The organism is Mesorhizobium waitakense (genome assembly GCF_056431085.1).
The window spans coordinates 1-1258 of record NZ_JBWKME010000005.1 but is presented as its reverse complement, the minus strand read 5'-3'; the positions used below and the strand labels follow the sequence as shown (position 1 = coordinate 1258).

Below are 1258 nucleotides of genomic sequence, written 5' to 3'. Positions count from 1 at the left end.
ACGGACTTCGCGACATTGTGCGAGAGTATGTTGTAGAGCACCTCGCCACAGATGATGCGGTCCTTGTCATCGATGAGACCGGCTTCCTCAAGCAGGGCAAGGCATCCTGCGGAGTTGCGCGTCAATATACAGGTTCGGCAGGCAAGATAACGAACTGCCAGATCGGTGTGTTCGCCGCCTATGTGTCCGTTCGCGGTCATGCTTTTATCGATCGAGCCCTTTACTTGCCCAAGAGTTGGACCGGCGATCCGGCAAGGCTTGCAGCCACCCATGTTCCTGAGGCAATAGCCTTCGCTACCAAGCCAGGCTTGGCTGTCGATATGATACGGCGTGCGCTGGCAGCCGATGTGCCGTTTTCATGGGTGGCCGCAGATGCGGTGTATGGCGTCGGGGACGTTGAAGGAACCCTGCGGCGAGCCTGCAAAGGCTACGTTCTTGGGGTTAAATCGGACCATCATTTCGGCTCCTGGTCGGGTAAGCCTTCGGTCGCCGGCACAGCTCAGGAGATCGCCCGTGATCTCGATCCAAGTGCATGGCAGCGCCTTTCCGCCGGAGAGGGCACCAAAGGCGCGCGGCTTCATGACTGGGCCTACTGCGAACTCGCTGATCTCGATGCCGACGAATATAACGAGACGAAATCGGGGCTTTGGACCCGTGGCCTCCTGATCCGGCGCAATATCAGCGACGGCGATCTCGCATTCTTCACCACATGGTGCCCGGCCGGGACGGGCATCCAGACGCTCGTTTCCGTGGAAGGCCATCGCTGGGCGATCGAAGACAGCTTCGAGACCGCCAAGAACGAGCTCGGACTCGATCACAACGAAACCCGGTCATGGCATGGCTGGCATCGCCACGCCTCCCTCGTCATGCTCGCCTTCGCCATGATGGCGGTGATCCGGTACCGCGCCAATGACGTGACGCCCCAAAAAAGACCGCGGATACCGACCAACAGGTTCTGATCCGCTGGTCTATCCAGGAAGTCCGGCGCATCACCACCAAGCTTGCCCAGCGTCGCATAAAGCCCGCCTACGTCATTGCGTGGTCATGCTGGAGGCGCGCCCATCAGGCCGCCGCTCGACGAGCTCATCTGAGAACTAACATGCAACTGTAATGCTAGATGCCGTAATGGGCCGGCCTTCGCGAGCATAGCCAGGTTGGGTGGCTGTCCCTCAGAATGATGGTGTTGAAACGGAGTCCGAGCGATCGGCTCCAAACATCATGAGAGGAACAGCCATGGAACATTATGCGGGAATCGATG

1 protein-coding gene is annotated in these 1258 nt (G+C 59.1%); it reads left to right on the top strand.

The annotated features are described in order from the left end of the window. The coding region (locus AC07FD_RS00520; protein WP_478348206.1) for an IS701 family transposase at positions 1 to 959 on the top strand (959 nt) is incomplete at its 5' end. Positions 960 to 1258 lie beyond the last annotated feature (299 nt).